The 25177-nt window shown below is 63.7% G+C and carries 21 protein-coding genes; 5 read left to right on the top strand and 16 right to left on the bottom strand.

The window, feature by feature from the left end; all coding sequences use genetic code 11:
- The 3 genes from ACF8FB_RS02785 to ACF8FB_RS02775 all read right to left on the bottom strand — a co-directional run.
- Nucleotides 1-368 (bottom strand): SLC13 family permease (locus tag ACF8FB_RS02785; RefSeq protein ID WP_392510988.1); only part of this gene is annotated, 368 nt, incomplete at its 3' end.
- A 114-nt stretch (nucleotides 369-482) separates the two neighbouring features.
- Nucleotides 483-1790, bottom strand: a complete 1308-nt coding sequence (locus tag ACF8FB_RS02780; RefSeq protein ID WP_239607974.1) for a dicarboxylate/amino acid:cation symporter — start codon at nucleotides 1788-1790, stop codon at nucleotides 483-485.
- Between the two features lie 71 nt (nucleotides 1791-1861).
- Complete coding sequence (locus tag ACF8FB_RS02775) at nucleotides 1862-2941, bottom strand: 4-oxalomesaconate tautomerase (protein WP_010953059.1); 1080 nt, start codon at nucleotides 2939-2941, stop codon at nucleotides 1862-1864.
- A 146-nt stretch (nucleotides 2942-3087) separates the two neighbouring features.
- Here ACF8FB_RS02775 and ACF8FB_RS02770 point away from each other — a divergent pair, with 146 nt between their 5' ends.
- Nucleotides 3088-3981, top strand: a complete 894-nt coding sequence (locus ACF8FB_RS02770) for a LysR family transcriptional regulator (protein ID WP_003247268.1) — start codon at nucleotides 3088-3090, stop codon at nucleotides 3979-3981.
- Nucleotides 3982-3999: 18 nt separating this feature from the next.
- On the opposite strand, the gene ACF8FB_RS02765 is transcribed toward ACF8FB_RS02770, so the two are convergent.
- Nucleotides 4000-4296: a DUF3144 domain-containing protein gene (locus ACF8FB_RS02765; RefSeq protein WP_392510987.1), complete on the bottom strand. Its 297-nt coding sequence runs from the start codon at nucleotides 4294-4296 to the stop codon at nucleotides 4000-4002.
- 396 nt (nucleotides 4297-4692) lie between these two features.
- Between ACF8FB_RS02765 and mtlD the strand changes: the two genes are divergently transcribed.
- Nucleotides 4693-6816 carry a bifunctional mannitol-1-phosphate dehydrogenase/phosphatase gene (mtlD, locus tag ACF8FB_RS02760; RefSeq protein WP_350297553.1) on the top strand — a complete coding sequence of 708 codons (2124 nt, stop codon included), beginning with the start codon at nucleotides 4693-4695 and terminating at the stop codon, nucleotides 6814-6816.
- Nucleotides 6817-6895: 79 nt separating this feature from the next.
- Here the strand turns inward: mtlD and ACF8FB_RS02755 are convergent, their stop codons facing one another.
- The 5 genes from ACF8FB_RS02755 to ACF8FB_RS02735 are packed head-to-tail and all read right to left on the bottom strand — an operon-like array spanning nucleotide 6896 to nucleotide 12736.
- Nucleotides 6896-8080 (bottom strand): acetyl-CoA C-acyltransferase, encoded by a 1185-nt coding sequence (locus ACF8FB_RS02755; protein ID WP_010953057.1) that lies wholly within the window; start codon nucleotides 8078-8080, stop codon nucleotides 6896-6898.
- Nucleotides 8077-8529 (bottom strand): acyl-CoA thioesterase, encoded by a 453-nt coding sequence (locus tag ACF8FB_RS02750; RefSeq protein WP_392510986.1) that lies wholly within the window; start codon nucleotides 8527-8529, stop codon nucleotides 8077-8079. The genes ACF8FB_RS02755 and ACF8FB_RS02750 overlap by 4 nt, the downstream gene beginning before the upstream one ends.
- Nucleotides 8529-9692, bottom strand: a complete 1164-nt coding sequence (locus tag ACF8FB_RS02745) for an iron-containing alcohol dehydrogenase (protein ID WP_020192317.1) — start codon at nucleotides 9690-9692, stop codon at nucleotides 8529-8531. The genes ACF8FB_RS02750 and ACF8FB_RS02745 overlap by 1 nt, the downstream gene beginning before the upstream one ends.
- A 33-nt stretch (nucleotides 9693-9725) precedes the next feature.
- The gene (locus ACF8FB_RS02740) at nucleotides 9726-11501 is read right to left on the bottom strand and encodes an acyl-CoA dehydrogenase C-terminal domain-containing protein (protein ID WP_392509953.1); all 1776 of its coding nucleotides are present in this window, start codon (nucleotides 11499-11501) and stop codon (nucleotides 9726-9728) included.
- Nucleotides 11498-12736, bottom strand: a complete 1239-nt coding sequence (locus tag ACF8FB_RS02735; protein WP_392509954.1) for a 3-hydroxyacyl-CoA dehydrogenase NAD-binding domain-containing protein — start codon at nucleotides 12734-12736, stop codon at nucleotides 11498-11500. The genes ACF8FB_RS02740 and ACF8FB_RS02735 overlap by 4 nt, the downstream gene beginning before the upstream one ends.
- Nucleotides 12737-12820: 84 nt before the next feature.
- Here ACF8FB_RS02735 and ACF8FB_RS02730 point away from each other — a divergent pair, with 84 nt between their 5' ends.
- Nucleotides 12821-13744 (top strand): LysR family transcriptional regulator, encoded by a 924-nt coding sequence (locus ACF8FB_RS02730; RefSeq protein WP_010953052.1) that lies wholly within the window; start codon nucleotides 12821-12823, stop codon nucleotides 13742-13744.
- Nucleotides 13745-13845: 101 nt separating this feature from the next.
- On the top strand, nucleotides 13846-15807 hold the full coding sequence (locus ACF8FB_RS02725; protein WP_392510985.1) for an alkyl/aryl-sulfatase: 1962 nt from the start codon (nucleotides 13846-13848) through the stop codon (nucleotides 15805-15807).
- A gap of 28 nt (nucleotides 15808-15835) precedes the next feature.
- On the opposite strand, the gene ACF8FB_RS02720 is transcribed toward ACF8FB_RS02725, so the two are convergent.
- Genes ACF8FB_RS02720 through ACF8FB_RS02705 form a run of 4 tightly spaced genes read right to left on the bottom strand, consistent with a single transcriptional unit; the run spans nucleotide 15836 to nucleotide 19694 of the window.
- Nucleotides 15836-16129 carry a DUF202 domain-containing protein gene (locus ACF8FB_RS02720; protein ID WP_392510984.1) on the bottom strand — a complete coding sequence of 98 codons (294 nt, stop codon included), beginning with the start codon at nucleotides 16127-16129 and terminating at the stop codon, nucleotides 15836-15838.
- Nucleotides 16122-16508, bottom strand: a complete 387-nt coding sequence (locus tag ACF8FB_RS02715) for a YidH family protein (RefSeq protein ID WP_020191763.1) — start codon at nucleotides 16506-16508, stop codon at nucleotides 16122-16124. The genes ACF8FB_RS02720 and ACF8FB_RS02715 overlap by 8 nt, the downstream gene beginning before the upstream one ends.
- Nucleotides 16508-17818: a DUF1329 domain-containing protein gene (locus tag ACF8FB_RS02710; protein WP_392510989.1), complete on the bottom strand. Its 1311-nt coding sequence runs from the start codon at nucleotides 17816-17818 to the stop codon at nucleotides 16508-16510. Before ACF8FB_RS02710 ends, ACF8FB_RS02715 begins: the two co-directional genes overlap by 1 nt.
- Nucleotides 17819-17840: 22 nt before the next feature.
- Nucleotides 17841-19694 carry a DUF1302 domain-containing protein gene (locus ACF8FB_RS02705; RefSeq protein ID WP_392510983.1) on the bottom strand — a complete coding sequence of 618 codons (1854 nt, stop codon included), beginning with the start codon at nucleotides 19692-19694 and terminating at the stop codon, nucleotides 17841-17843.
- Between the two features lie 214 nt (nucleotides 19695-19908).
- On the opposite strand from ACF8FB_RS02705, the gene ACF8FB_RS02700 reads away from it, so the two are divergent.
- Nucleotides 19909-20853, top strand: coding sequence for a LysR family transcriptional regulator (locus ACF8FB_RS02700; RefSeq protein ID WP_003247253.1), 945 nt, complete (start codon nucleotides 19909-19911; stop codon nucleotides 20851-20853).
- 12 nt (nucleotides 20854-20865) lie between these two features.
- Here the strand turns inward: ACF8FB_RS02700 and ACF8FB_RS02695 are convergent, their stop codons facing one another.
- The 3 genes from ACF8FB_RS02695 to ACF8FB_RS02685 all read right to left on the bottom strand — a co-directional run bounded on the left by ACF8FB_RS02695 (nucleotide 20866) and on the right by ACF8FB_RS02685 (nucleotide 24952).
- Complete coding sequence (locus ACF8FB_RS02695; RefSeq protein ID WP_049586654.1) at nucleotides 20866-22119, bottom strand: MFS transporter; 1254 nt, start codon at nucleotides 22117-22119, stop codon at nucleotides 20866-20868.
- Nucleotides 22120-22223: 104 nt separating this feature from the next.
- Complete coding sequence (locus ACF8FB_RS02690; RefSeq protein ID WP_392510982.1) at nucleotides 22224-23390, bottom strand: acyl-CoA dehydrogenase family protein; 1167 nt, start codon at nucleotides 23388-23390, stop codon at nucleotides 22224-22226.
- A 14-nt stretch (nucleotides 23391-23404) separates the two neighbouring features.
- Nucleotides 23405-24952, bottom strand: coding sequence for an AMP-binding protein (locus ACF8FB_RS02685; RefSeq protein WP_033725201.1), 1548 nt, complete (start codon nucleotides 24950-24952; stop codon nucleotides 23405-23407).
- Nucleotides 24953-25177 lie beyond the last annotated feature (225 nt).

Raw genomic sequence — 25177 nt, 5'->3', positions numbered from 1 at the left:
GCGCAGGTAATCATGTAAGTCGTGGTGCCGTCACCGTCCAGCGCCACCAGCAGCGACAGCAAGGCGGTGCCGATGGCGATCTTGATCGGGTCGCCATTCACCCGCTTGAGGATCTTGCGGATCAGCGGGTCGAACAGGCCGGCGTCGATCATCAGGCCGAAGAACAGGATGGCGAACAGCAGCAGCGCGGCAGACGGTGCGACCATTTTCAGCCCATCGAGCATCATCTTGCCCAGGTCTGGCGCGAAACCGCCAACAAGGGCGAAAACAATCGGCACGATGGTCAGCGCGACGATCGGTGACAGGCGTTTACTCATGATCAGGTAGGTGAAGGTCACCACCATGATCAGGCCCAGAAGTGCGAGCATGGTTTGTTCTCTTGTTTTTATTGTCTATGTGGCCACCTGCAGCGCAGACGGCCCCCTGACCCCCACCCGGCAACGCCTGGTGGGGGCCTGCAAAAAGCTTGAGGGTGTCGGGGCTCAGCCGTGGCGGTGTGGTTCGGCGACCCAGTCGGCTGTTTCAGCGACGGGGGTGACCACCGGCTCGCCGTTCAGCCGGCTGTGCAGCGTCTGGCGGTCACAGGCGTTTTCCGACAACGAAACCACCACCGTCGCCACTGCGTTGCTGGCAAGACTCGTCAGCGCACGGGCTTCCGACATGAAGCGGTCGACCCCGATCAACAGGGCCAGGCCGGCCAGGGGAATGTCGTGGATCACGGTAAGGGTCGAGGCCAAGGCCACGAAACCGCTGCCGGTGACACCTGCCGCGCCCTTGGAGGACAGCAGCATGATCGCCAGCATGGTGACCACCTGGCCCAGGCTCAGGTCGATGTTGCAGGCCTGCGCGATGAACACGGCTGCCAACGACAGATAGATGGCAGTACCGTCCAGGTTGAACGAGTAGCCAGTGGGCAGCACCAGGCCAACCACGCCTTTCTTGCACCCAAGCTTCTCGAGTTTCTCAAGCATGCGCGGCAGCACCGGCTCGGTTGAGGAAGTACCCAGCACCACGAGGAACTCTTCGCGGAAATAGCGCAGCAACTTCCACAGGCTGAAGCCATGGGCGCGGCAGATGCCACCGAGCACCACCAGCACGAAGAAGGCGCAGGCGATGTACAACGTCCCCACCAGCTTGGCCAGCGCACCAAGCGACGTAATCCCGTACTGGCCCACGGTGAATGCCAGTGCGCCGAAAGCGCCGACCGGTGCAAAGCGCATCAGGTAGCCGAAGATGCGGAACACCATGGTCGAGGCCGACTCCAGCACATCCAGTACCGGCTTGCCCTTTTCGCCCATCGACGAGAGAGCGAAACCGCTGAGTACGGCGATGAACAGGACCGGCAACACCTCACCCTTGTTGAAGGCACCGATGAAGGTGTCCGGGATGATGTGCATGAAGAAGTCCACCACGCTCAGCTTGGCGGCCGACGCGGTGTACTGGCTCAGGCCCGCTGTGCTCAAGGTGGCAGGATCGATGTTCATGCCGGCACCTGGCTTGAACAGATAGACCGCCGCCAGTCCGATCACCAGGCTGACCACCGTCAGCCCCAGGAACAGCAGCAGGGTCTTGCTCATCAAGCGCCCCAGGGAACGCTTGTCGGTCATGCCGGCGATGCCGGTGACGATGGTGCAGAACACCACCGGCGCGATCATCATCTTGATCAGCTTGATGAACGCATCACCCAGCGGCTTGAGGGCCACGGCCTGTTGCGCCCAGAAGTGTCCGACCACCACGCCCAGCAGGACGGCGCAGAGAATCTGGAAATACAGCGATTTGGCGAGTCTCATGGCATCACCCATTGTTGAAATTGTGCGGATGCGCTTGTTACGAATGTGCAGGTCTGGATCGGTGCCTGGAACTACCCGGCCAACCTGCGGAATGTAGGGGCGTAGACGAACCCTGAGAAGAGCCGCCGGGCGGTTCGCACCACCGAAGCCTGGATCGTCTGGCCCTCGGCACCGCTGCGCGTCAGCGCAACATCGATGCCGCCACTTGGGTGCTCCAGGCGGACCTGGGCCAGTTGCTGCGCGCCTTCGCCCAACAGGTCGGCAATCACGGTGCCAGGGCTGACGCAGGCAGTCGCCAGCCCCACCGCTCCAGTGATCGCCAAGGCACGATGGCAGTTGTGCGGCATGAAATAGCGAACCTGCAGCGTGCCGTCGTAGCGCGGCTTGGACACCAGCACTGGCTTGGGGATGACCATGCCACTGACATCGCCCAGGCCCATGGCCTTTCCGGCCTTCAGCCGCAACGCTTCCAGGCGTTCGAGCAGCGCGCTGTTGGCGTCCAGCTGAGCCGGGGTTTCCGAGCCGCTGACACCCAACTGGCTGGCCTCCACAACCATCATCGGCATGGCCATGTCGATGCAGGTCACCGGCACGCCATCAATCACGTCCTGGGCCTTGCCCGTGGGGAACAGCTTGCCGGTCTTGCTGCCGACCGCGTCGAGGAAGGTCAGATGCACCGGGGCGGCAGTGCCCGGTACCCCATCGATCGCCGTGCGGCCTTCGTAGCGCACGATACCGCCGGGCGTTTCGACCAGCGAATTGACGAAGGTGCCGGTGTTGAGGTTGCGAATGCGCACCAAGGTCTTGCCTTCCTGGCCTTTTACCAACCCCTGTTCGATGGCGAACGGCCCAACCGCACACAGCATGTTGCCGCAGTTGGGGGCCGTATCGACCCGGCGCTGTGCGACCATCACCTGCACGAACAGGTAGTCGACGTCGGCGTCGGCATGCAATGACGGGCTGATGATCGCCACTTTGCTGGTCTGCGGGCTGCCGCCACCGATGCCGTCGATTTCCAGCTCATGGCCAGAGCCCATGAGGTTGATCAGCAACTCGTCGCGCTCGACCACATTGGCAGGCAGGTCCCAGGCGTGGAAGAACGGCCCTTTAGAGGTACCGCCGCGCATGAGTACGCAAGGAATTCGTTGCATGATTTCGCACTCTTGTTGATCAATGGACATCATTGATGCTGTGAGCAAAAGAGTGACAGGGATGGATAAATCAATCCAATGCAAATATCGTAGCTATTATTGCGATTCAAACATCAATATAGCGCCAGGCCAGTCGAAGGTTTCTTATGGAATATGAGCTGCAAGACATCAGATCTTTCGTAAAAATCGCCGAACTTGGCAGTTTCCATGAGGCCGCAGAAGCGCTTCACCTGTCCCAGCCGGCCCTGAGCCGGCGGATCAAGAAACTGGAGGAAGGCCTGGGCACCTCGCTGCTGGAACGCACCACTCGCCGGGTCAGCCTGACCAGCGTGGGCCGCGACTTCCTGCCCAAGGCCAGGCGCCTGCTGGATGATTTTGAAGACTCGATCCTCAGCATCCGCGAGCTGGCCGAGCGCCAGACCGGTCAGGTTACCCTCGCCTGCATTCCTACCGCGGCGTTCTACTTCCTGCCGTCGGTGATCCGCGATTACAACGAGCAATACCCGAAAATCCGCATTCGCCTGCTGGACCTTAGCGCCAACGACGGGCTCGAAGCCGTGCTGCGCGGCGAGGCCGACTTCGGCATCAACATGATGAGTGGCCAGCACCCGGACATCGAGTTTGTCTCGCTGGTGCAGGAGCACTTTGTACTGGCCTGCCGGCGTGACCACCCACTGGCGAATCGCGCCTCCGTTACCTGGACAGAGCTGGCTGATTACCGCCTGATCGGCGTCGGCCGCCTGAGTGGCAACCGCATGCTGCTGGACCATGCGTTGTCCGGGCTCAACCTGCGGCCCAAGTGGTTCTACGAAGTGCAACACCTGTCCACGTCGCTGGGCATGGTCGAGGCCGGGCTGGGCGTGTCCGCCATGCCCAGCCTGGCCATGCCCAATGCCGACCACCCCACGCTGGTGAGCGTGCCGTTGATCGAGCCGCAAGTCACCCGCACGCTAGGGCTGGTGTACCGGCGCGGCGCATCGCTGTCGCCGGCTGCGGAGAAATTCGTTTCGATCCTGCTGCAGAAATGGCCAAATCGCTGAAGGAAGCCGCGCGCGGCCTTAGTCGTTCTTACCCAGCATGTACCGGTCAAAATGCTCGATATGCTCATCGAGGTTGTCCTCGAGCATCATCCGGTACTTATCGCAGAAGTACTTCAGAATCTCTTCCCGTGCCGCGCCCAGCTCCGCGCCGCTCTTGAAGCTGCGGGCGCTCATCCAGGCGCTGAAGCGCGCGGCACCGAAGGTCAGCGAGGCGCTTACCTTGCCCAGGTCCTCGAACTTTTCGATCTGCTGGTTCGCCAGTTCGATGTGCGCATCGGCACGATCGTAAAAGGCCTGGTCGGTAGCTTGGGTCATTGGGGTTCACCTTGTTGCGTAATGCGAGCGGGAGGCCAAGCCTTGCATGTCGCGGCGCATACGTGCAAGGCTGAAAAAGGATCACCCATGACGAAAAGGAAGCAAAGCACCTCATGCTTGGAATCACACGTATCCATCGCTATTTGCGCCCACTGCCTGCGAAACCGACTGCAGCCAGTGGGCGTGACCTCAAGGCCAAACGCGCCACCCGCCTCGCCTCAACGGTTGCCAACCTCCTCTGCACGCCCCGCTCCGCCCCGCCTTACCTCTGCGTCACTCCTGAGCGTCCCCCTGTCGAACGTGTGCCCCCGACCTGACTGCCCCCACTGCAGCTCACACACCGTTCTCGCCTGTTGCAGGCGAGATGCCTGACGCAACGACAAGGGGCAACAGCCAATGCTTTTCTTTCACGGTAAACAGATTTTCAGCGCCATCTTCGATATGGATGGCACCCTCTTCGACACCGAGCGCCTGCGCTTCAGGACACTCAAGCAAGCTTCTCTGGAAATCTTCGGCAAAGCGCTGAGCGAGCAGACCCTGATTGGCTCGCTGGGCCTGAGCGCAAAAAAGGCCGAAGCCCTCGCCAAGGCGCATAACGGCGAAGACTTCCCTTACGCACAAATCCGCCAACGCGCGGATGAACTTGAACTGGAGTATGTGCGCAATCACGGCGTACCGATCAAGGCCGGCCTGCTGGAGGTGCTGGAGCGCCTGCGCAAATCAGGCCTGACCATGGCGGTGGCCACGTCCAGCCGCCGTGCCATCGCCGAGGAATACCTGATCAACGCCAACGTGCTGAAGTACTTCGACATCACCGTTTGTGGCGATGAAGTGGGCCAAGGCAAACCCCACCCCGAGATTTTCCTGAAAGCCGCCCGCGCGCTCAATTGCGAGCCAGGCCAGTGCTTCATGGTCGAGGACTCGGAAAACGGCATGCTGTCAGCGATGCGCGCCGAAGGGCAGGCGATCCTGATCGAGGACATCAAGCCGCCTGCGCCGGAAATCAAGGCAGGCGCGCTCAAAGCCTACCGCAGCATGCATGAATTTCTCGCCGACCTGAGCGAGTGCGTACCCGACCTGGGCATGCCTGCATTGAGCGAGCCGTTCCCGGCCTCGATGAACCAGTTCAGCGTGGGCATTCATGGTTTCGGCGCCATCGGCGGCGGTTACCTGACGCAGGTATTTTCCCATTGGGACGGCTACACCCGACCGCGTGAAATCATTGCCGCAACCCGCTCGCGCATGCTGCGCGAAAGCGTCAGCGCCTTCGGCCGCTACAGCGTGCGCTACGGTGCCACATCGTTCGACCAGACCATCGACAACGTGCGCATGATCGACATGGACGATGACGACGCCGTGATCGGCATGTACACCACTGCCGAAATCATCGGCCTGAGCCTGCCCGAGCAGGCCATCAGAAGCCAGGCCAGGGTGATCGCCCAAGGCCTGCTGCAACGCTTCGAGCGCCGAGGCCGCGAGCTGACCCTGCTGATCGTGCTGAACAAGGTTGGCGGTGCAGCGTTCGTGCGGCGTCATGTGCAAGCCGAGTTGTCGCTACTGTGCCCGCCTGCGATCAGCGAGCAGGTTTTGCAGAAGACCCATTTCGCCGAAACGGTGGTCAGCCGCATCGTGTCCAAACTGGGCAATGACGCGCTGGTACGGCAGCTGCGCATCAAGTCGCAGATGTTCCAGAACAGCCTGGAAGACGAGCCCGCAAGCACGCGCAAACCTTCAGCGCCGCTACCGGAGTACGAACGGCTGATCGGCCACTTCAGGCCTTTTGCACAGCCCAGCAGCGCCATGAGCCAGCTGCATCTGGTGCTGTTCAACAGTGAAGCCGACATGCCGCTTTACGCGGAGCGCGGCAGCGATCTGCTCGAACGCCTGCGCCAGGTGAAGACAGTGCCAGACATTGCCCAGATCCAGATCATCAAGAACCGACTGTGGAACGGCCCGCATGCCATCGTGGCCTGGTACGCCAGCCTGCTGGGCCATGCCTGGGTCGGCCAGGGCATGGGCGATGCGCGGGTGAGTGAACTGGCCGAGCGCCTGATTCGCCAGGAGGTCGCGCCCGCACTGGTGGCCGAATACCCACAGATGGCCGAGGTGGTCAGCCGCTTTGCCGAGGCATTTCTCGAGCGCTGCAAAACCTCGTTCAAAGACCCCTGCGCCCGGGTAGGCCGCGACCCCTTGCGCAAGCTGCAACGCAACGAACGCATCCTCAGCAGCATCGACCTTGCCCGCAAGCACGGTATTGCAACCCCGGCCCTGGCGTTTGGCGCCGGGCTCGCCATTCACCACGCCCTGAACTGCAGCAACAGCAAGGACCTGGAAAGCCAGGCAATCAGGCAGGTTTACCTGGATAACCAGGAAAGCGTCGAAGCCGTGCTCACCCATGCCAACAAACCTTTCCCCGGGTTGTGCCCCGTCAAGGACGCGGAACTGATCGCTGCCATCCGTGAAGGCTTCCGCCAATTGCCACAGCCGGCTCCGCGTCACGCGGTTGCTGTAGGCTCATAACCAGCCCTGGCCGGGACACTGTGGGCGCGAGTTGCGCCTGCGTCCCGGTCAGCGCCATGGGCTGGCCTTGGGTACCGGCCTAAAGCACTTCGAACAGGCCCGCTGCGCCCATGCCGCCGCCCACGCACATCGTCACGACCACGTACTTCACCTTACGTCGCTTGCCCTCCAGCAAGGCATGGCCGACCATCCGCGCGCCGCTCATGCCATAGGGGTGGCCGATAGCAATGGCGCCGCCGTTGACGTTCAGTTTCGCCGGGTCGATCTGCAACTGCTGGGCGCAATACAGCACCTGGCAGGCAAACGCCTCATTCAGCTCCCATAGCCCGATATCGTCTACCGTCAGGCCCTGCTGGCGCAGTAGCTTGGGCACCGCCAACACCGGGCCGATGCCCATTTCCTCGGGGGCCAGGCCAGCCACGGCGATACCGCGGTAAAGCCCCAGGGCCGCGATGCCCGAGCGCGCCGCCAGCGCACCTTCCATCAGCACGCAGGCACTGGCGCCATCGGACAGCTGACTGGCATTGCCGGCCGTGACACAACCGCCTTCGACCACGGGCTTGAGCCCCTGCAGATCGGCCAGGGTCGTCGCCGGCCGGTTCCCTTCGTCCTGGGTCAGGCGCACCTCTTCATGGCTGACGACACCTGTCAGCTTGTCCACCACCTTCTTGCGTGCGATCACCGGCACGATTTCAGCGGCGAACAACCCCGCCGCCTGCGCCGCCGCCGTGCGCTGCTGAGACTGCAGGGCGTAGACATCCTGTGCTTCGCGGCTTATGCCATAACGCCGGGCCACCCGTTCGGCCGTTTGCAGCATCGGCATGTAGGCATGCTCGCTCATGCGCAATACCGCGGGGTCATAAGCCTCACTGGCCAGCTGGTTGTGCACCTGCTGCACCAGGCTGATCTGCTCCTGACCTGCGCCAATGGTCACCTGCATGCCATCAACCATGATCTGCTTCGCCGCCGTGGCAATGGCCATCAGGCCTGAAGCACACTGGCGGTCGACGGTCTGACCGCTGACCGATTGGGGCAGGCCGGCGGCCAGCGCCGACAGCCGACCCGGGTTGATCGCGGCAGTGCCGCTCTGCATGGCAGTCCCCAGCACCAGGTCATCGACCTGCGCCGGTTCGATGCCAGCACGTTCTACTGCGGCGCGGATAGCGACAGCCGTCATGCTGGGGGTTTTCAGGTCGTTGAAGGCGCCACGCATGGCTTTGCCGATAGGGGTGCGAGCAGTGGCGACGATCACGGCATCTTTCATGATGGCTGTTCCTCAGAGGATAGGGGCTGCAGTTCGCTCAACACATGCCGTAGGCAGTCAGGCACCGGCACCGGACGCCGCCCTTCGCGGTCGACGAATACATGGACGAAGCGGCCGGTGGCACAGGCCAGTGGCTGGCCGGAGAGGAACACCGCCAACTGATAGTGCACCGAGGTGTTGCCCAACCGGCTCACCGCAAGGCCCACTTCGATGTCATGCGGGAAGGCCAGCGGCGCCTGGTAGTCGCAGGCGGAGCTGACCACCAGCGCGATCACCCTCCCCTGGTCGATATCCAACCCGCCCTCCCGCACCAGCAGGCGGTTCACGGCGCTGTCGAAAAAGCTGTAATAGACCACGTTGTTCACGTGGCCATAGACATCGTTGTCGTGCCACCGAGTGGTTATGGGCGTGTAGTGCCGATAGTGTTCACGTCGCCGGAGGTGGTTCATCAGTAGGCTGCCTCATAGATGGCCAACGCATCGGCCTGGGTGACTTCACGCGGGTTATTGACCAAAAGGCGCTGCTGTTGCATCGCGTCTTCGGCCAGCTGGCCAAGCCGATGACGCGGTACATCGGCGTCGCGCAGGCGGTCAGGTAACCCGCAGCGGCTGCTCAGCGCGGCCAGCTCGGCCACGAATTGTTCTGCCTGCTGGCGCTGATCACCGGGCTGCAAACGGGCCCCCAACAGCGGCACGGCCAATTCGGCGTAGTCCACTGCCGCCACCGGCAGGTTGAAGCGCAGCACATGCGGCAACACCAGCGCGTTGGCCAGGCCATGGGGAACATGAAAGTGCCCACCCAGCGGATAGGCCAGGGCATGCACCGCCGCCACCGGTGCATTGGCAAAGGCCTGGCCGGCCAGGCAAGCCCCCAGCAGCATGGCCTGGCGGGCCTGCAGGTTGCCGCCGTTGTGCACAGCCTGGTCAAGGTTATCCGCCAGCAGCCGCAGCGCCTCACGGGCCAGCAGGCTGGACAGCGGGTTACGTTTGAGGCGGCTGGTATAGGCTTCGATGGCATGCACCATGGCATCGATACCGGTAGCAGCAGTCACCGCCGATGGCAGGCCGAGGGTGCAGACGGCGTCGAGCACTGCCAGGTCTGGCAACAGCAGCGGCGAAACAATGCCCATCTTGGTGGTGGCGCCGGTGGTGACGATGGCGATCGGCGTCACCTCCGAACCGGTACCTGCCGTGGTGGGCACCTGGATCAACGGCAGTCGGCGGCCCTTGGCCCTGTCGATGCCGTACAGCTCGGCGATGGGCTGCGAACAATCGCGGTGGGCCAGCAGCGCAACCAGCTTGGCCACATCCATCGAGCTGCCGCCGCCGAACCCCACCACCAGGTCGGCGCCGATATGCCGGGCGCGCTGGGCGGCCGCCAGCACGCATGCCTCGCTGGGGTCGGCCGTAACCTCACTGAAGATCGCCACACCGACCTTGGCTGCCGTGAACCCCGGCAGCAGGTCATCGAGCATGCCAAGGCGGGCGATACCCGGGTCACTGACAATCAAAACACGCTTGGCACCGCGCTCACGGCACAGACCTGCAAGGCGCTGCACCGCGCCAGGTTCGCAGAGGATCTGCGCAGTGGTGGCAAAGCTGAAAGGCTGCATCGCACTCTCCTTGTTCGTGTGGTTTGCCGTGCGCTAGAACGCGAAATCGCTCGCCGGTAGCGCCATCAGGCAATCTGCGCCACCCAGCAGGGCCTCGCGGTGAGCAGTGGCGCGGGGCAGGAGCCGCCGCCAGTAGAACGTTGCGGCGTCAAGCTTGGCCCTGTAGAAGGCTGTTTCCGCGCTGCCGGCGACAAGCGTTGCTTGAGCGCACACAGCCGCTTGCAACCACATCGCCGCCAACAGCACGTAGGCCGAGTAGGCAAGAAAATCAACCGACACTGCCCCTGACTCCTGAGGGTCACGTTCACAGGCCTCGACCACGTGGGCGGACAAGGCGCGCCACTCCTCCAAACGTTGACCCACAGCCGTCGCCATGGACTGCAGGCCGTCGAGCGCATTGGCAGCCCTGACGTGCAACGCCATTTCGTCGATCAGCAGATTGAGCTCGGCCCCGCCGTCCCCGAGGACCTTGCGTCGTATCAGGTCGAGGGCCTGTATGCCGTTGGTGCCTTCATAAAGCTGGGTGATGCGGCTATCGCGCATCAACTGCTCCATGCCCCACTCGCGGATGTAGCCGTGACCGCCGTACACCTGCACCCCAAGACTTGCGACTTCCTGACCGACGTCGGTGAAGAACGCCTTGACGATAGGGATCAGCAACGCCGCCCGCCGAGCTGCGGCCTGGCGCGCCGGTGCACTTTTCGCAGCATGCTCCAGGTCCAGTTGCCGAGCGGTGTAGATGCCCAGCATGCGACAGCCCTCGGTAAGGGACTTCTGGGTCAGCAGCATACGCCGCACGTCTGGATGGACGATGATCGGATCGGCAGGCTTTTCCGCTGCCACCGGCCCGGCAAGCGAGCGCGACTGCAGACGCTCCCGGGCGTAGGCCAGCCCTCCCTGAAAAGCGGCCTCGGCAATACCAAGCCCCTGCAGGCCGACCTGGAAGCGGGCATCGTTCATCATGGTGAACATGCAGGCCAGGCCCTGGTTGGCCTCCCCCACCAGCCAGCCCTGGGCACCGTCGAAGTTCATCACGCAGGTCGAGGCCCCCTTGATGCCCATCTTGTGCTCCAGCGCCCCGCAGCACAGCGCATTGCGCTCGCCACCGGGCAGCAGCTTGGGCACCAGGAACAGGCTGATGCCCCTGACACCGGCCGGCGCATCAGGCAGGCGCGCGAGTACCAGATGAACAATGTTGTCGGTCAGGTCCTGCTCGCCACCACTGATGAATATCTTGCTGCCGGTAATGCGGTAGCTGCCGTCCGCTTCCGGATGGGCGCGGGTACGCAGCAACGCCAGGTCGGTGCCGGCCTGCGGCTCGGTCAGGCACATGGTGCCGGCCCACTCGCCACTGACCATACGGCTCAGGTAAGCCTGCTTGAGTGGCTCGCTGCCATGGCGATGCAACGCCAGGACCGCGCCCTCGGTCAGGCCGGAGTAGATGCGGAACGACAACGACGCCGCCATCAGCATTTCATGGAAGCTGGCCGATGCCATCTGCGGCAGACCCTGCCCACCATAGGCCTGCGGCCCGGTCATGCTGGCCCAGCCATGTTCGACGTATTGCCGATAGGCGTCCCGCATGCCGTCCGGGGTGGTGACCTCACCGCCCACCCACTGACAGCCCTGTTCGTCACTGTTGCGATTGAGCGGTGCGATGATTTGGCCAGTGAAGCGTGCGGCCTCCTCAAGGATGCCGTCGAGGGTGTCGCGGTCCAGTTCGATACCGAGTTGCTGGCAATGTCCGCTCAGGTCGAACAGTTCATGCAGCACGAAACGCATGTCGCGAAGGGGCGCCTGGTAGTTCATGCCTGAACCTCCCCACGCGGTTCGAAACGCTTGCCACCGGCCACGAGTGAGTAGAGCAGCCCTGCCGGGCGCCAATGCTCGCCAAGCACGCCCTGTAGGTATTCCAGCCGGGCCAGGATAAACGGCGCCCCCTGCTCGTCAGCCCAGCGCATGGGCCCGCCAGTGGCAGCCGGGAAGCCATAGCCGTGGAGCCAGACCCGGTCGATGTCGCTGCTGCTGGCGGCGATACCTTCCTGGAGAACCTTCGCCCCTTCGTTGACCAGTGCCAGCAGGCAACGTTCGAGGATTTCCTCGGCACTGATGCCCCGACGTCGGTAGCCAAGGTTCTGGGACACCTGCAGCACCAACGCGTCGACCTGCGGGTCATGCTCGGCCTGCCGGCTGCCGGGGGCATAGCGGTAATAGCCCTGCCCGGTCTTCTGCCCAAGGCGGCCGAGCTCGCACAGCGCATTATCGACCTGCACCAGCGGGTCGTGCATGCCTTGCCCGGCCAACTGCCGGGCGCGCCACTCCAGGTCGATGCCCACCACGTCGTACATGCGGAACGGCCCCATGGCGAAGCCGAACTGCTGCAGTACCGCATCCACCTGGTGAGGCAACGCCCCTTCAAGCAGCAACTTGCGCGCTTCGCCCACATAGCTGCGCAACATGCGATTGCCAATGAAACCAGGGCAGTTGCCTGCCACGATCGCCACCTTGCCCATGCGCTCGCCCAGCGCTTTGGCGGCATCGAGCACCTTCTGATCGGTGTGCGTCCCACGCACGATTTCGAGCAGCTTCATGACATGCGCAGGGCTGAAGAAATGCAGCCCCAGGACCTGGGACGGCCGCTGGGTGACGGCGGCAATCGCGTCGATGTCCAGCGCCGAGGTGTTGCTGGCCAGGATCGCCCGTGGCTTGAGGTGTGCATCCAGTGCACGGAAGATTTCCTGCTTGAGCGCCAGGTTTTCATACACCGCTTCAATCACCAGGTCGGCCTCCGCCAACGCCGGATAGCCGTCCACTGCCTGCACACGCGCCAGGCAGGCGTCGGCCTGGGCCTGGGTGATGCGCTGCTTGTCCACCTGCTGGGCCCAGGCCTGGCTGACCATGCCCAGCCCGGCTTCGAGCGCTGCCGCGTTGCAGTCCAGCCACAGCACCGACAGCCCGGCGTTGGCCAGGCTGATGACGATGCCGCGGCCCATGGTGCCTGCACCTATCACAGCCACCTGATTGATCGGGAAGGGAGTATTCACGCGCAACGCTCCTGCTTTCTTGTAGGTATGAGGACTGTGATCACCCTAAGCAGGCCGAAGGTATTTTTGAAATTTCCATTTCGTATGCCATATATTTTCAGCATGAATATTTCGAACTTCGACCTGAACCTGCTGCGCGTCTTCGACATGTTGCTGCGTGAACAGAATGTATCCCGGGCAGCCGAGCGTCTGGCCCTGACCCAGCCGACCGTGAGCAATGCCCTGGCGCGCCTGCGTGACCAGCTGGGCGACCCGCTGCTGGTCCGCGTGGGCCGGCGCATGCGCCCGACGCCACGGGCCTTGGCACTGGAGGGGCCGATACGTGCGGCGTTACAGCAGATCGAGCAGACGCTGGGCACCGGCGATGGTTTCGAGCCTCAGCGCAGCCATCGCCAGCTGCGCATCGCCCTCACCGATTTCGTCGAACAGCTGTGCATGCCGCCACTCCTGGCGCGGCTGGAGCTACTGGCACCCAACGTGCGCATCGACGTGGTGCACCTGGCCCCCAACCTGCCGGCCGAGGCGCTGGACCGGGGCGACCTCGACCTGGTACTGGGCCGTTTCGACGAGGTGCCGGCGCGCTTCACCCGCCACCCCTGGCGCCGTGAAACCCTGCAGATCGCGCTGCGCCAGCAGCACCCGCACCTGGCGCCGGGCCAGGCACTGGACCTCGACGCATTCCTGGGCTTGCGGCACATCTGGGTGCACGGCGGCCAGACCCGGGGCATGGTCGACCAGTGGCTGGCCGAGCAAGGCCTGACCCGGCAAATCGCCTATACCACGCCCAACTACCTGCAGGCCGCCCATCTGGCCGCAGCCACCGACATGTGTGTGGTGCTGCCGCGGCAACTGGCGCAGCAGTTTGCGCACCTGCTGCCATTGGCGGTGCACGAACTGCCATTTGCCCTGGAGCCTTTCGAATTGGAAGTGGTGCACCTGAGCCACCGTCAGCACGACCCCGCCCTGGCCTGGCTGGTCGAACAGATCCTCACGCTCCCCCCCGCCTGAAGCCATCAGGAAACGCGATAGCGGCCATGCCGCTCTGGTATTGGCTGGTGCGCAAGCCCCTCCCCTAGAGTGTTCTGCCTCAAGAACAACAAGGAAATCCCATGCGCTTTTCACTGTCGATGCTGGCGCTTGCCCTGCTGGCCCCCCTTCCGAGCCTGGGCGCAACAGCGGCCAAGGATGCCACCCCGGCCACTCAGGCCAGCAACCAGCAGTGGCTGCAACGGTTGCCCTTCGAGGATCGCGTCGATTACGAAACAGCCCGGCGTGGGCTGGTCGAGCGGTTCGACGGGCCAGTCGCGACGGCCGATGGCAAGACCGTATGGAACCTGGCCCAGTATGCTTTTCTGGCGCCGGCGCAGTCCCCTGCCACGGTAAACCCGAGCTTGTGGCGACTCGCTCAGTTGAACAACATCGCCGGGCTGTTCAAGGTCACCGAGGGCATCTACCAGCTTCGCGGCCTGGACCTGGCCAACATGACCATCGTCGAAGGGAAGGACGGGCTGATTGTGCTTGACCCGCTGCTTGCCGTGGAGACTGCCAAGGCGGGCCTCGAACTGTACTTCAAGCACCGCCCGCGCAAGCCGGTGACCACGGTGATCTACACCCACCCGCACGTCGACCATTTCGGCGGCGTGCGCGGGGTGATCAACGAGGCGGACGTCAAGGCTGGCAAAGTCCAGGTCATCGCGCCCGAGGGGTTCTTCGAACATGCCATCGGCGAAAACGTGCTGGCCGGACCGGCCATGAAACGCCGCGCCCAGTACATGTACGGCGCCCCCCTGCCCCGTGGGCCGCGAGGCCAGGTGGATGCCGGACTGGGCAAGGGCGTGCCGGCCAATGCCACTGTCAGCCTAATCGCGCCGACGCTCGAAATCAGCCAACCGCTGCAACGCATGACCCTGAGCGGCGTGGAGGTGGAGTTCCAGCTGACCCCGGGCACCGAGGCGCCGGCGGAAATGAACATTTATTTCCCGGCGCTCAGGGCACTGTGCATGGCCGAGAACGCCACCCATGTGCAGCACAACGTACTGACGCTGCGCGGGGCCCTGGTGCGCGATCCGAAAGTGTGGGCCCATTACCTGGACCAATCGCTGGTGCGCTACGGCGAGCAGGCCGAGGTGGTGTTCGCCCAGCATCACTGGCCCACTTGGGGTGGTGCGGCCATCCGCGACTACCTGGCCGACCAGCGCGATATGTATGCCTTCATCGACAGCCAGACCTTGCGCCTGATCAATCAGGGCCAGACCCCCATGGAAATTGCCCAGACCCTGGCCAGCCTGCCGCCGCGCCTGGCAAGCAAATGGTACAGCCGCGACTACTACGGCTCGCTCAGCCATAACGTCAGGGCCGTCTATCAACGCTACATGGGGTTCTACGACGGCAACCCGGCCAACCTCGACCCATTGCCACCGCAAGCGGCCGGCAAGCGTTACGTGGCGGCGATGGGGGGTGCCGATCAGGTGCTGACCCAGGCCCGCCAGGCCTTCGCCGAGGGCGACTATCGCTGGGTGGCGCAATTGGTCAACCACCTGGTATTCGCCGAGCCAGACAACACCGAGGCCCGCGAACTGCAGGCCGACGCGCTGGAGCAACTGGGTTACCAGAGTGAGAACGCCACCTGGCGCAATGCCTACCTCAGTGGCGCGCAGGAATTGCGCTCAGGCGTTGCCGCCGGTGCGGGTAGCGGCGGCAACGCCGATGACATGGTGCGGGCCCTGACACCCAGCCTGTTTTTCGACTACCTGGGCGTGCGGGTGAATGCCTACAAGGCTGCCGATAGCAACCTGACCATCAACTGGCGGTTTTCCGACCTGGACGAAGACTACGCCCTCACCCTGCGCAACGGCGTCCTCACCCACCGCGACCTGGCGCGCCACGCCAAGGCCGATGTAGAGGTCATCATGCGCAAACAGACACTGGACAGCATTGCCTTGAAGCAGACAGGCTTTCTCAAGGAAGCCACAGCAGGGGCAATCGAAATCAAAGGCGAGCGGGTGAAGTTCCTGCAATTCATGGGGGGGCTGGAAGAGGCTGATTCGCGCTTCAATATCGTCACGCCCTGAGCGGCAGCGGGCGGCGCCGGCACTGTGCTCAGCCGCCCTTCGCCAACCGGCACAAGCCTGCCAATGCCATGAGCCACACCACGCTACCCAGTGCCAGCACTCCCCACGGTGCAGGCTGGCCGCGTTCGGCTTGCAACATCGCCAGGCCCCGTTCGTAACGCCGCCCTTGGCGGGCCTGCAGCGCCAGCGCGGCCACGCCCGCCAATGCCAGCACGTACACATCGCCCTGACGACAGGCCAACCCCGCCACCACCACCAGCGCCAGCACAGTGCGCCGCCAGGCCAACTCGGTGCGTTCTGCCTGCAGGCCCGGATCACCCATGCCAGCGTGGCCACAGGACGAGACCTGCCAGCAGTACAGCGACCAGGCAGCCCAGCGCCAACAAGGGCACCAGTGCCGGCAACGGCAACGGACGTCGCTGACGCAATGCCCGCTCTACCCGCAGCCAGCGCAGGCAGGCGCCAGCGCTCAGCAATGCACTCAGCAGCATCAGGCCAGCGACCAGCCACAGCCGCAGGGGTGTCTCGAGGACGTGGCCGGCGAAAGTTTCGATGGCGATTGCGCCACCCAGCAGCGCCAGCGCGGTCCGGACCCAGGCCAGGAAGGTACGTTCGTTGGCCAGCGTGAAGCGCGGATCAGGCGCCTCACCCTGCCCCAACAGCCGCCGCGACCAGTCAGGCCGTGGTTCAGGCACGCCCATCAGCGCACACCAAAGCTGCGCAGGGCGCCGGGCGAGAAGTACGAAAGGCTGGTGCGCACATTGAAGGCAAAGGGCCGACGCTGCTCGTTGATCAAGCCCGATGCATGGTAGCGGCCACTCTTGAGGTCGTAGGTAACCTCCATGGCGTTGACTGCCACCTGGCCGCCGGGGTGAAAGAAACCATGGGCCTGGGAGGTGCGCCACAGCTCGCCACGCGCGTCGTAGCTGTCTGTTTCGAGAATGGCCCAGGTGTCTTCATCCAGGTAGAACCGGCGCTTGGCGTAGATATGCTGCGCCCCGGGCTTCAACGTCGCCTCCACGACCCATACCCGGTGCAGTTCGTAGCGGGTTGGTGCCGGGTCGATGTGGCCTGGCTTGATCAGGTCCGCATAGCGCAGCTCAGGCGATGCCAAGCGGTAGCTGTTGTAGGGCACGTGCAGCGTCTGCTTGCCCAGCAGCTTCCAGTCATACCGGTCAGGCGCGCCATTGAACATGTCGCGACTGTCGGCGGTCCGCAGGCCGGCGGTGCCAGGGCCAGTGGTGTCATAGGCGATGTTCGGCGCCCGTCGTACCCGCCGCTGGCTGGCGCTGTACACCCAGGACAAACGCGGTTCGGCGACCTGGTCCAGTGTCTCATGCACCACCATCGCATCGCCGGCAAGCCGCGAGGGCGCCGTCATGCGGTAGGTGAAGTAATAAAGTACATTGCCCGCCCCCAGGTTGGCCAAACCTTCGGGCCGGGCCACTTCCTGACGCGCGCTCATCAGCACGAAGCGGCCATTCTTCAGCGGCGTGACGCTGTCGGAGCTCAGGCTGTAACTCACGTTGCGATGCCGGGTCAGGTGGTTCCAGATCACCTCCAGGCCGTTGGTTGGCTGCGCAAAGGCGATAACGCCAGTGAAACCGCGCACACCGTTGCCCTGGTCATCCAGCTGCGCCTGCTCGGCGTTGCGGGCGGCCGATGCCGCGACCGCGTCGGGTACCGCAACACTGCGGTGGGTGGGATACACCGGCAAGCTCAGGCTGGCTGGGAAGCGTTTGAGCAAGGCCACCTGGCCGTCGGTAAGCTGACCTCGGTACTGCCGGTAGTTGGCGGCCGTGATCCGGTACAGAGGCTGCTCATCGGCAAACGGATCCAGCGGCGTGCCGTTGTCGCCCAGGCGTTGCTGAGCCGCGCTCAACCCACCTTGCCAGGCCGGGATGCGCCCGTCGGGGCTGGCAGCACGCTCGGCTCCCACCGGGGTCAGGTTGTCGGGCAGGCCGGCTGCTGCCAGCGTGCCACTCGCCCAGAACAGGCCGATCATCACCATGCGCATTTTCATTGTCATGCCCTCAGAAAGTGACGCCCAGGCTCAGCGAGATGAAGTCCCGGTCGCCGCGGGTGCCATAGTCGCCGTCGATAAAGTCGGTGTACGACACACTCAGGCTGTAGGTGCTGGCGAGCGTCGCATCCAACCCGACACTGATGGCCCTGGAGCCTTCGCTGAACGCCGACCCCTCCACCGGGCCGTTGCCGTGCACGTCATGTGCCCAGGACAGGTTCGGCCGCAGGTCGAAACCGGCAATCACGTTGGGGTAGGCCCAGGTGGCACGCAGCCGGTAGCCCCAGGAAAACGGGGTCATGAAGCCTTCGTCGTTGCAGTGCTCAGGGGTTTTGGAAATGGCCACGCACACGCTGTTGTCCGCCAGTTCGCCACTGTTGAACGTGCCCGAGCGCCCGTAACGGGGGCCATAGGCGCCCTCCAGACCGCCCACGTAGGTGGCGCCCGCCTCGCCTATCAACAGCAACTGGTTGGCCCCCATCACCTGGCTGAAAGCGTGAACAGCGGTTATCTGCAACTGGGTCATCTCTTTACGGCGGTAGCCGTCGAACAGCGTACTGGCGCTGTCTGGCCGCAGGCCGTCGCCGAGCAAGGGCGAGCGGCCATCGACGTTCAACAACGACTGGATGATGTCGGTACCGTTGAGCTGCATGGGCATGTTCGGCCGGTAGCTCAGCTCCCCCTGCAGCGCCGTGCCGGCGCGCAGGGTGGTGGAGAACGAAAGGCCGTAGAGGCGAATGTCCTCGGGGTATTGCACCCGGTACTGCGAGGTGCCCAGGCGTAGCGCGCCGACCAGCGACTGGCCTGCGCTGGAGCCCAGGAAAGCGGCACAGTCTGCAAGCCCGATAGCGAGGTTGGCGCACAACTGCGGGGCGAAACGGCGGTTGTCGAAATACGGGCTGCTGACCGTACCCAGGTAAGGCGTGCGGCTGTGGTAGTTCGCCGCGTAAGCACCAAACTCGGTGTCCAGCGCCGCCACGTACCAGCGCAGCGAAACGCCCCACTGCCCGCTGTTGCGGGCATCCTGGTCGCTGCCGCGAGGTATGCGCACGCCTTCGCTGGTGAGGTTCACACCGAACGGCGCAAGCCCCGCCACGGCTGTGGGGTTGCCGAGCAATTTGGCGCCCACGTCGAGGCCATCGCACCCATCGGGCAAAAAGTCGTTGTTCGAAAAGAACGTGCCACAGTTGTCGAGCTGGGTCTGTTCCCAGTCCAGCTGATAGAAACCGTCGACCGACAGCGCTTCGGTGAGGTTCTGGGTGAAGTAGAACAGGTTCACCGGCACCAGCGCGTCCTTCACTTCCGAGCCGGGGCGCCGCAATGCCGCAAGGTTGAAGGGGTTGATGACGTTCAGTCCGCCCTGGATGAAGGTGCTCTCACCCCAGTTGACCACCTGCTTGCCCAGCCTGAGCGAACCCGGTTGGCCGTCGATGTCGTACAGGTAGTAACCGAAGGCATCGAGCAGCTGGCTACCTGCGGTCTTGGCCGAGCGCTTGCGGTTGTTGTCCTCGACCTGCTTGAAGCGCTGATCGTGATCACGCAGGGCCGTGTCGTACCAGTAGGTACCGCGCAGGAACACCCCCAGGTTGTCGTGCTTGAGCTCCAGGTCATGGGTGCCTTTGAACACCGCTGAAAACACATCGCCAGAGGCAAAGTTCAGGCGGCCGTCATCGCTGTTGGCGCTGTTGTGCAGGGCCGGGTCAGGGTTGGCAGTCGCAATGCTGGTACCAAAGGAAAGCGCCGAGTCGAATTGCCCCTCAAGTTCACCCCAGTGAAACTGAGCGGCACCGGCAGACGCAGAAAAAAGTACTGATGAGGCAAGTACCGACAACGGTCCCGAGCGACCGAAAATACGAGATGCCATCACTCTTAACCTCTTATTGTGTTTATTAGAGAGTGAATTGCGAGTTAATGCTTAAGTACGGCGCAAAGGCCTGCAGGCAAGGGCTTGGGTAATTATTCGAACGTTTCTGTTATCCTCGTTTTGCTGCTTACCGATACTAAGTAGGCCACCGGGGCTGAACAAATAGCGTCTCCCGATGGTTGCCATATCACTTCGGCATAGCCTGAGAACCACAATGACTTTGAAACAGCTGCGTTATTTGATCGCCATTGTCGAAGCCGGCAGTTTTTCCAATGCCGCACGCCAGGCGTTCATCGCCCAACCGGCCTTGAGCCGACAGATAGGCCTGCTGGAGAGCGAACTGGAAATGCAACTGCTGGCGCGCCAGCATGACGGTATCGAACTGACCGATGCCGGGCGGCAGTTGTACGAAGTGGCCCGATCGGTCGTGCAGCAGCTCGATTCGGTGAAAGACGAGCTGAAATCCAGCCGCGGCAACCCCAAGGGGCACGTGGCCATCTCGATTCCCGCCACTGCCTCGGCACTGTTGTTGCCGGCCATCATTACCCAGGCCCAGGCACGCTTCCCGGGGATCAAGCTCACCGTTTGGGATGGCCTGAGCCGCGAAGGTGGCCAGGCGATTGAACTGGGCAAGGTGGATTTCGGCGTGGTGCCCAACGCCGAAGAGCTTGTCCATGTGGTCGCCGAGCCCGTGTTTTCCGAAGACCTGTACTGGGTCGGCCTGCCTGGGCACGGGCCTGACGAGTCGCCCATCACCTTGGCTGAGGCCGCGGCGAGCCGCCTGGTTATGCCACCCCGTAGCCTGCACTTGCGCAGGCGCATCGAGCAGGCTGCCATGGAAACCGGTGTGACACTGGACTCCAGCTACGAACAGCAGTCGGCCCCCGGTATCACCAGCCTGGTCCGTGCTGGCCTGGCGGCCACCATCAGCAACTGGCCGCCGCTGCTGGATCTGGCCGCGCCTGCCAGCGCGCGGCTGATAGTGGAACCGCGCATCACCCGCACCATCGCCTTGGCCCACTCGCAGCACAAGCCGCTGTCGTTCGCCGCCGCCTGCATGCGCGACCTGGTGCGCGCACTGCTGGTGGATGCAGTGCGCAGCGAGCGCTGGAAAGGCACCTTGATCGAGCGCGAGGCCCTAGCGGAGCAGAGCCTCTGAGCGCTGTGAACATCACGCCTGGGCTGGCGCAGCCGTGCCCACCTGCACCAGACGTTGCCGGGTTTTCTGCGGGTCCATCCAGGCCAGCCCGATCAGCCCGGCAATCACCAGCACCGCGCCGCACACCAGAAAACCCTGGCCAAACCCTGCCGTGTGCCCGGCCCCGGCGCCCTGCACCAGCAAACCGGTGACCACCGGTGCCGACAGCCCGGCCAACGAGGCGATACCGTTGCCGATCGCCAGAATGCCGCCGCGCTGCCCGCTGGGCGTGAACTCCGCCAGCATGGCAGGCCCCACGGAGTACATCACCAGCGCCAGCCCACCGCTGAACGTGAGGCTGACGATCCGCTCGACGTTGCTCAGACCGGGCAGAAACAATGCCGCCGACAGCAGCCCGCTGGCGATCAGGCACACGGAAACGAACGCACCGCGCGACCAGCGTGTGGCCAACCCGGCACGCATCATTCGCTGGGACAGCCAGGCCATGAACAGGCTCAGCGGCGTGGTAACCACCACGAACAGGACGAACACCTGGCCGGTCATGATCGGGTCGATACCCAGCCCGGTTTCCAGGTAGCTCGGTACCCAGGTCAGGGTCAATGCCAGGGACCAATTGGCGGCGAAGTGGCACAAGTAGTTGCCCAATACCGTGCGGTCACCGAGCAGTCGACGATAGGGAACAGGGGCCTGCCCTTCTTCAAGCTGGCCCGGGCGAATGCGGTCGAGGTTGCCCTCGCTGCCAAGCCGCCACCACAGCACGCACCACACCGCGCCGATCACCGCCAGCACGATGAAGTTCATGCGCCAGCCGTAGTGCACACTGATCCATGGGATCATGGCACCCGCTACCAGCAGCCCCAGCGCACTGCCGGTATGCAACAGCGCCACGGGAAGGTTGCGACGGTCATTGGGGAACCACTTGTACAAGGCATGTGTAGCCACCGGTGAGGCCGGTCCCTCGCCAATACCCAGCAGCACCCGGCAGGCGACGATCGCCCACAGCGAGCTGACGAACAACATGGGCAACTGGATAAGCGCCCAGAACGCGCCCATGCCCAGCAGCAGGGTGCGGGTTGGCCGGCGATTGGCCATGAAGCCGCCTATCACCGCCGAGATGGCGAAGAACCAGTGCAGTGCGCCCCCTACCAGGCCGAACTCGGCAGGGGACAAGCCCAGTTCCCTGGACATCGGCACCGCCACCAGGCCGATGACCACCTTGTCCAGGAAGTTCACCAGCATCAACAGCGCCAGCAGTACCGCAATCATCCAGGCCGTGCCTGCACGTGCGGGGGTGTCAGTATGAGTCATGATGATCTCTCGTTATTGTTCTTGTCTGGAGAACCCGGCCACCACGGGCCGGGCATACCGCGTCATTGCTCAGGCATGAGCACGCCCTTGGCGATGGTGTTGCGCTGGATCTCGCTGGTTCCGGTGAGAATGCGCATCATACGTGTCGCACGGAATATCCACTCCACCGGGTTGCCACGCAGCAGCCCGGCACCGCCGTGTATCTGCACGGCGCGATCGGCGATGCGGAAGGCCGTCTCCGAAACGAACAGCTTGCACATCGGGGCCTGGGTGCGGATATTGCCGCCGGCGTCATTCACCGCTGCCGTGGCGTAGACCATGCTGCGTGCAGCATGCAGCTCGGTGGCCATGTCGGCGATCATATGGTTGATCGACTGGAACATGGCGATAGGCTGGCCGAACTGCTTGCGCGTGCGGGCATAGTCGATCGAGAGGTTCAGTGCCAGGCCGGCCAGCCCCAGCAAGGTGGGGCAATGCAGCAGGCGGTTGAGGGTGATACGCCCCATCGCCAGCTTGAAACCCTGCCCCTGCTCACCGATGCGGTTGGCCGCCGGCACCCGTACGTCCTCAAGGATGATGTCGCCATGCGCACCACCGCCGGACATGACCGAATAATCGCTTTCAACCCTTACCCCCGGTGCGCTCAGGTCGACGAAGAATGCCGAAATCCCTTGGGCACCGCGCCCAGGATCCGTCACTGCAAGCAGCACCGCAATGTCGGCATAGGGCGCACCCGAAATGTAACGCTTGGCGCCGTTCAGCACATAGTGTTCACCTTCCCGCAGTGCGGAGGTCTTGATCGCCGTTGCATCAGAGCCGGCTTCGCTTTCAGTCAGGGCGAAGCACACGGCCTTTTCGGCACGGCACACCGGCTGCAGGAACGCCTCGATCTGGGTCGGGCTCGCCACCTTGAACAGATGGCCGATACGGGGCGGCCCGGAAAGCTCGCCGAGAATATGCGGCGCCAGCATCGAGCCGGTGAGCACCGTGGCTTCCTTGACCGCACACAGGTCTGACACGCTCAACCCGGCGCCACCTATCGCCTCGGGCAGCATGATGTTGTAGAAGCCCTGCTCGCACGAGCGCTGCCATACCTGCTGCAGCACCGCCCGCGGGTGCGGCTCTGCCCAACTGAGACCGGCTTGCTGTTCCAGGGGCAGGATTTCGTTGCGAACGAAGCCACTGATGGCCTCGATGATCTGCTGGGCCTTTTCGCTTGGCTGATACATGGTCGTTCCTCGTGTCAGATACGGCGTTCGCTGTTTTGCCAGTAGGCGTCACGGATCAACCGGCGCACCACCTTGCCGTTGGGGTTTTTCGGCAGCTCGCTGACGAAGTCCACGGCACGTGGTTTCTTGAAACCGGCCAGGGCCTGGGCGCAATGTTCGATGACGTCCTGCTCCTGCAGCGCCATGCCCGGCTTGAGCACGATCACCGCCCGCACCGCTTCGCCCCACTGCTCGTCAGGCACCCCCACCACCGCCGCCTCGAACACCTGCGGCATGCTGTAGAGCACCTGCTCGACCTCGCTGGGGTAAATGTTGAAACCACCGGAAATGATCATTTCTTTCTTGCGGTCGACGATGAACACATACCCCTGCTCATCCACCGTGGCCAGGTCGCCAGTCAGGTAGTAGCCGTCGCGCATCACCTCGGCGGTGAGGTGGGGTGCGCGCCAGTAGCCCTGCATGATGTCCGGGCCCTTGACTACGATTTCGCCCACCTCTCCCGGCTGGACGTCCTGGAAGTGGTCGTTCACCACGCGCAGGTCGGTTTCGAAGTAGCAACGCCCGCATGAGGCCAGGCGCCGGTAGTCGCCGCCCTCGCACAAATGGTCCTGTTCGGTCAGGACGGTTACCAGCGAGCAGGTCTCGCCAGCACCGTAACCCTGGGCCAGGATCGGCCCGAAGACCTCGATGGCCCGCTTCACCAGCGCTGGTGCCATCGGCGCGGCACCGTACATCACCAGGCGCAAGCTGCTCAGGTCGTAGCGCTCGACATCGGGGAAGTTGACCAGGCGATTGATCATGGCAGGCACCAGGAACAAGCGGGTTACGCCTTCGCGCTGGATGGTCTCGAGCAACAGCTGGTCGTCGTAGCGCTCCAGCAGCAGGTTGCAGGCACCGACCGCCAGCAGTGGCATCAGCTGCATGCCGCTGGCATGGGTGATAGGCCCGACGTGAGCCATGACATCGCCCGGGGCGGCGCGACGGGTAGGGCTGGCGAGGCTCTTGCGGATAAGCGCCTTGCGGTTGCCCACGCTGAGCATCGCAGCCTTGAGCACACCAGAGCTGCCAGAGGTGTAATGCAAAACGGCAAGGGCGTCGTCAGGCAGGTCGCAGCTGATTGGCTGGCTACTGCCTTGGGCCAGCAGCGCGGCATAGGTGATGTCACCGCCCCGCTCACCCAAGGTCACGATCAAGCGTAACGCAGGTACCTCCTGCCTGCGGGCCAGCAACGCCTGGGCGAGTTGCGCATCGGCGATCAGCGCGACACTGCAGGCGTCGTTGAGCACCTGAATCACTTCATCCGGTGCCAGGCGCGCATTGACCGGTACCTTGACCAGGCCGGCCTTGTAGAAAGCCACCTCTGCTTCCACCAGTTCGGCGCGGTTGGGCGCCAGGATGGCGACATGCTCGCCCGTGGCGATGCCCTGTGCCAGCAAGGCCGAGGCCAGCTGGTTGGCCCGTTGTTCGAGCTGAGCGAAGGTCAGCCGGGTGTGGCGGTCGATCACCGCCAGACGTTCAGGCCAGTATCTGGCACTTCGACTGGATAGGGTTCCAAGGTTCACGTTGTTGTTCTCGTCGACGGTTAAGACCCGATCGATGCTAAACAGCGTGAAGCCGGGGCAAGTAATACCAGTTGCGTATGCACGCCATAACAGATTGCGCTGGCACTGATGTGTTGAGGCCCTGAGGCAAGGATGACACATCGCTTGCATATGACACCTTGTGTCATTATGATCAACGCCGTGTCCTGGCGTCGCCTCCGCGCCGATCAGCCATCCCTAGTCTCC

This window comes from Pseudomonas sp. yb_2, assembly GCF_043103905.1.
GTDB lineage: Bacteria > Pseudomonadota > Gammaproteobacteria > Pseudomonadales > Pseudomonadaceae > Aquipseudomonas > Aquipseudomonas alloputida.
Note: the sequence above shows the minus strand (reverse complement) of the source record. Positions and strands in the feature narration are given on the sequence as shown.